General features: G+C 69.6%; 5 protein-coding genes. 4 read left to right on the top strand and 1 reads right to left on the bottom strand.

From position 1 onward, the window contains the following. From E3T33_RS02445 to E3T33_RS02430, 4 genes are all read left to right on the top strand, one after another. On the top strand, positions 1 to 905 hold a 905-nt coding region (locus E3T33_RS02445), incomplete at its 5' end, for an ATP-binding cassette domain-containing protein (RefSeq protein ID WP_134574657.1). Positions 906 to 1,071: 166 nt separating this feature from the next. Beyond that, entirely contained in the window at positions 1,072 to 3,654 is a 2,583-nt protein-coding gene (gene valS, locus E3T33_RS02440; protein WP_092323810.1) for a valine--tRNA ligase, read from the top strand. Positions 3,655 to 3,664: 10 nt separating this feature from the next. After that, entirely contained in the window at positions 3,665 to 4,111 is a 447-nt protein-coding gene (locus E3T33_RS02435; protein ID WP_092323808.1) for a GNAT family N-acetyltransferase, read from the top strand. Positions 4,112 to 4,119: 8 nt separating this feature from the next. Next, positions 4,120 to 4,386 carry a hypothetical protein gene (locus tag E3T33_RS02430; protein WP_092323807.1) on the top strand — a complete coding sequence of 89 codons (267 nt, stop codon included), beginning with the start codon at positions 4,120 to 4,122 and terminating at the stop codon, positions 4,384 to 4,386. Positions 4,387 to 4,499: 113 nt separating this feature from the next. Here E3T33_RS02430 and E3T33_RS02425 read toward each other — a convergent pair whose 3' ends face one another. Beyond that, positions 4,500 to 5,648 carry a thiolase family protein gene (locus tag E3T33_RS02425; protein WP_347233191.1) on the bottom strand — a complete coding sequence of 383 codons (1,149 nt, stop codon included), beginning with the start codon at positions 5,646 to 5,648 and terminating at the stop codon, positions 4,500 to 4,502. Positions 5,649 to 5,740: the final 92 nt, after the last annotated feature.

The following is a 5,740-nucleotide window of genomic DNA, read 5'->3' as shown; positions in this document are numbered from 1 at the left end:
CGGCCGGGCCCGCGGCGCCTGCGACGGCTGCGGCAGCGGCTGCGAGTGCGGCTTCGGCGACGCCGCGACCGGCACGTGCCGCGGCTCCCGACATCGGCCCGGCCATCGTGCTCGAGGCGACCGGCCTGACGAAGGGGTTCCAGATGCCGGGCGGCACGCGGTTGCTCGCCGTCGACGACGTCTCGTTCCGGCTCGAGCGCGGCACGACGCTCGGCATCGTCGGAGAATCCGGCTCCGGCAAGACCACGACCGCGCGCCTCGTGCTGGCGCTCAGCGCCCCGGACCACGGCGAGGTGCGGGTGCTCGGCCGGCCCTGGAGCTCGGTGTCAGAGCAGGACAGGCGACCGCTCCGCACCTCGGTCGGCGCCATCTACCAGGATGCCCTCGGCTCCTTCGACCCACGGCTGAGCGTCCGCGACATCCTGCGCCACGCCGTCGCCCTCGACGGTCCGCGCCGGCCCGGCACCGGCCGGCCCGCCCTGTTCGGCGCCCACAATGGGGAAGCCGAGGCCCGGGTGGCCGAGTTGCTCGACCGGGTGCGGCTGTCCCCCGCACTGCTCGACCGCAGACCACTGGAGCTCTCCGGCGGCCAGCGTCAGCGGGTGGGAATCGCGCGCGCCCTCGCCTCCCGGCCGCAGATCCTGGTCTGCGACGAGCCGGTCTCCGCCCTCGATGTGGGCGTGCAGGCGCAGGTCCTCGACCTGCTCGACGAGCTCCAGCGCGAGCTGGCGCTCAGCCTGCTGTTCATCTCGCACGACCTCGGGGTGGTGCAGCACGTCAGCGACCGGGTCGCGGTGATGAACGAGGGCCGGATCGTGGAGCAGGCGGACGCGCCGAGCGTCTTCGCCTCCCCCACGCATCCGTATACCCGCCGCCTCCTCTCCGCCGTCCCCCGCCTCCCCTGACTTTCTTCCCGCGAAACCGCAGTCGTGCGCGTTATTCGTGCCGTTTAGCGCGCACAACTGCGGTTTCGCGGGGGTGGGATGGGCTTAGATTGGAGGACTGGGAACGTCCCAGCTTTTGAGGCACTTCACCATCGACACGGTGCCGCACAGATCGAATCGGAGAACCATGCCCATCGCCAGCGTTCCGGACAAGCCGGCCCTCGAAGGGCTCGAAGCAAAATGGGGCGGCAGCTGGGAAGAGGCAGGCACCTACCGCTTCGACCGGTCGTCTTCGACCCGCGAGAACATCTACTCGATTGACACCCCGCCGCCGACCGCCTCCGGGTCGTTGCACATCGGCCACGTCTTCTCGTACACGCACACGGATGTCATCGCCCGGTTCCAGCGCATGCGCGGCAAGAGCGTCTTCTACCCGATGGGCTGGGACGACAACGGCCTGCCCACCGAACGGCGCGTGCAGAACTACTACGGCGTGCGCTGCGACCCCTCGCTGCACTACAGCCCCGACTTCGTCGCCCCCTTCGAGGGCGGCGACGGCAAGAGCACCAAGGCCGCCGACCAGCTGCCGATCAGCCGCCGTAACTTCATCGAGCTGTGCGAGCGACTCACGATCGAAGACGAGAAGCAGTTCGAGGCGCTCTGGCGCACCCTCGGCCTGAGCGTTGACTGGACCCAGACCTACCGAACGATCGGCCCGGACTCGCTGGTCACCTCGCAGTCGGCGTTCCTCGGCAACGTCGAGCGCGGCGAGGCCTACCAGGCTATGGCGCCCACGCTCTGGGATGTCACCTTCCGCACGGCCGTCGCCCAGGCCGAGCTCGAGGACAAGGAGGTGCCGGCCGCGTACCACCGGGTCTCCTTCCTGAAGCCGGATGGCTCCACCATCGAGATCGAGACCACGCGCCCCGAGCTCCTCCCGGCCTGCGTCGCCCTGGTGGCGCATCCGGATGACGAGCGCTACAAGCACTTGTTCGGCACGAGCGTGCGCACCCCGCTCTTCGACGTCGAGGTGCCCGTTCTCGCGCACCACCTCGCGCAGAAGGACAAGGGCAGCGGAATCGCGATGATCTGCACCTTCGGCGACGTCACCGACGTCGTCTGGTGGCGCGAACTCGACCTGCCCAACCGGGCCATCATGGGCTTCGACGGCCGGATCATCGCCGAGGTTCCCGAGGCCATCGTCTCCGAAGCGGGCCAGGCCGCGTACGCGCAGCTCGCCGGCAAGACCGTGTTCTCGGCCAAGCAGGCCGTCGTCGAGCTGCTCCGCGCGAGCGGCGACCTCATCGGCGAACCCAGGCCGATCGTGCACGCGGTCAAGTTCTTCGAGAAGGGCGACAAGCCCCTCGAGATCGTCTCCACCCGCCAGTGGTACATCCGCAACGGCGCCCGCGACGAGAAGCTCCGGGCACGCCTGCTCTCCCACGGCAACGACCTCGAATGGCACCCCGAATTCATGCGGGTGCGCTACGAAAACTGGGTCAACGGCCTCACCGGCGACTGGCTCATCTCCCGGCAGCGCTTCTTCGGCGTCCCCCTCCCCGTCTGGTACCCGCTGGATGCCGACGCGAACCCGGTCTTCGACGCCCCGATCCTCGCCACCCGCGAGATGCTCCCGGTCGACCCATCCTCCGAGGCCGCCCCCGGCTACGCGGCCGACCAGCGCGGCCAGGCCGGCGGTTTCGTCGGCGAGGTCGACGTGATGGATACCTGGGCCACCTCGTCGCTCACGCCGCAACTGGCCGGCGGCTGGGAGCGCGACCCCGAGCTGTTCGACCTGGTCTACCCGTTCTCACTGCGCCCGCAGGGCCAGGACATCATCCGCACCTGGCTCTTCTCCACCCTGCTGCGCTCCGAGCTCGAGCACGGGATGTCGCCGTGGAAGCACGCCGCGCTGTCCGGCTTCATCGTCGACCCCGACCGCAAGAAGATGTCCAAGTCCAAGGGCAACGTGGTCACCCCGGCCGGGATGCTCGAGCAGCACGGCTCGGACGCGGTGCGCTACTGGGCGGCATCCTCAAGGCTCGGTACCGATGCCGCGTTCGACCCGATGAACCCGACCCAGATCAAGATCGGCCGCCGCCTGGCGATCAAGATCCTGAACGCGTCCAAGTTCATTCTCAGCTTCGAGGGCGCGGCCGACGCTCCGGTGACCGAACCGATCGACCGGAGCATGCTCGCCGGCCTCGCCGCCGTCGTCACCCAGTCGAGCACCGCTTTCGACAACTACGACCACGCGCGGGCGCTGGAGACCAGCGAAAGCTTCTTCTGGACCTTCTGCGACGACTACCTCGAGCTGGTCAAGGAACGCGCCTACGGCGAGACGGGCCCGGCCCAGGCCTCGGCCGTCGCCGCCCTCCGCACGGCCCTGTCGACGCTGCTGCGACTGTTCGCCCCGTTTGTGCCCTTCGCCACCGAGGAGGCCTGGTCCTGGTCCAACGACGGCTCGGTTCACCGGGCATCCTGGCCGACCGCCGACGAGCTCGCCACGCCCGAGGCGGGCGACCCCGCCCTGCTCGATCTGGCCAGCCGAGCCCTCACCGGAATCCGGCGCGCAAAGACCGATGCGAAGGCTTCGCAGAAAACTGCCGTGTCATCTGCTGTAATTAGTGGAATCGCCTCGCACGTCGGGCTGCTCACGCAGGCCGCCGCTGATCTTCAGGCGGTGGGACGCATTGCGGAGTTGACGTTTGTGGAAGGCAGCGAACTGGCTGTCACTAGTATCGTGCTTGCCACGGTGTCAGAAAGTTAAGGAGAACCGGATGTCTGTTCAGGTACGACCGCTTGGCGACAAGGATTTCTTTTCCTGGCTGGGACTCTTCGAGGGGTACAGCGAGTTCTACAAGAGCGAACTGACTGACGAAAAGGCCCTGCGCGTGTGGAGCTGGATCATCGACAAGGGCCACGACCTGACGGGCGCCGTCGCCCTCAACGACGAGGGCGAGTTCATCGGTTTCGCCCACTACCGCGCCTACCCTCGCACGCTGACCGCAGACCGGGGCCTGTTCCTCGACGATCTCTTCGTCGTCTCCGGCAAGCGCGGAGCCGGCGTGGGCAAGGCCCTGATCGAATTCTCGAAGACCTACGCCGGCGAGCACCACCTCAAGCAGCTGCAGTGGCTCACCGCAGCGGACAACAAGTCCGCGCAGAAGCTCTACGACGATGTCGCCACCCGCACCAGCTGGGTCACCTACGAGATCGAGCTCTAGGCCGGCTCATGCAACTTGGAACACGCTGGTCCGTCGGCGCCCCGGTGCCCGCCGGCCTCCCCCACGTCGTGGAAATCGCCGTCAAGGCGGTCGAGGAGGAACTCGTCGCGGTCGGCGAGGAAACCGGGACCTGGCGCTGGACGCTGACCTGGCTGGAGAGCAAGCCCGTGATCGAGCTCGACGACGGCACGGTCATCCGGTACAACCCGGGGGAAGACAGCGCCACCATCACCCAGCCCGTCGGCCCCGTCGAAGACGACGAGGACTGGATCTAGCACTTTCGAATACCGGGACGCAGCCGTGGCACCCAGGGCGCCCATGAGGCCGATCAGCATGACCAGGCTGTCGATGAGTGTGCCCTTTCCCCGGCGACGTCCCTGCCAGCACGTTATCGCGCGGTGCCGTCCCACCGCCAGAGCGCCGCGACACCGAGTCCGCCGGCAATGCTCACGGCCGACAGCGACAGCTCGCCTGCCCGGCCGGATGCCCGACCCTGCGTGAGGAGCCTGAGCACGAGCAGGGCGCCGCTCGCGCCGAAGGGGTGCCCCACGGCCAGCGCGCCGCCCTGGAGATTGGCGCGCTCCTCCGGGATGCCGAGGATGTCCATCGAGGCGAGCACCTGGGCCGCGAATGCCTCGTTGAATTCGATCCGGGCCAGGTCCGCACTCGCGACATTCTGCCGGTCCAGGACGAGCCGGGCGGCTTCGGCGCCGGCGATGCCGAGGTGGTTCGGGTCCGTGCCGGTCACCGCCGAGTCGACAAAGCGAAGGTAGCCGGTCAGCCCGAGGCTGTCGGCGACCCTCCTGCTGGTGACCAGCACCACGACGGCGCCGTCGGCATCGGCGCAGGAATTGCCGGCGGTCACGGTGCCGCCCGGCCGGAATACGGGCGGGAATCGGCGCAGCAGCTCGGCCGTGAGCGAGCGCCGGGGACCCTCGTCGGCCGAGACCAGGCCGGCCTCCGCGTGCACCGGAACGATCTCGCCGGCCAGGGCGCCCGTGTCCTGGGCGACGCCGGCCAGCCGGTGGCTGCGCAGCGCGTACGCGTCCTGGCGCTCCCGGGTGATGCCGAACCGGTCGGCGACGTTCTCGGCGGCGACGCCCATGTCGGGGTCGCCCACCTCGTCGGGAGAAAAGCGCACCCGATCGAAGAAATCCGCATGCCCCGGCGTCGAGGTCAGCCGGTGCGCACGCAGCGGCGCCGTGCTGCAGCTCTCCACGCCGCCGGCCAGATAGGCACTGCCCGCGCCGGACGCCACGAGCCGGCAGGCCAGCACGATGGCCTCCAGTCCCGAGCCGCACTGCCGGTCGATGGTCATGCCGGGCACGCGGGACGGCAGCCCGGCCGCGAGGGCGGCCAGCCGGGCCACGTTGCCGCCGCCGCCCACCGCGTTGCCGATGATGACGTCGTCGATGTCGGCCGCCGGGATGCCGCCGGCGGCGACCACGGCCGAGAGCACGGGGGCGAGCAGCTCGTCGGCGAGAATTCCCCCGAAGACGCCGTTCCGGCGTGCGAAAGCGGTGCGTCGGCCGAGCACGACCACCGGCTCCCGGTCGGCGCCGCTCGCGGCCGCGCCGGTGAGGGCCGCGCCGGTGAGGGCCGCGCCGGTGAGGTTTCCAGCTGCGCGGG

The organism is Cryobacterium sp. TMT1-2-1, from assembly GCF_004403955.1.
GTDB lineage: Bacteria > Actinomycetota > Actinomycetes > Actinomycetales > Microbacteriaceae > Cryobacterium > Cryobacterium psychrotolerans.
Note: the sequence above shows the minus strand (reverse complement) of the source record. Positions and strands in the feature narration are given on the sequence as shown.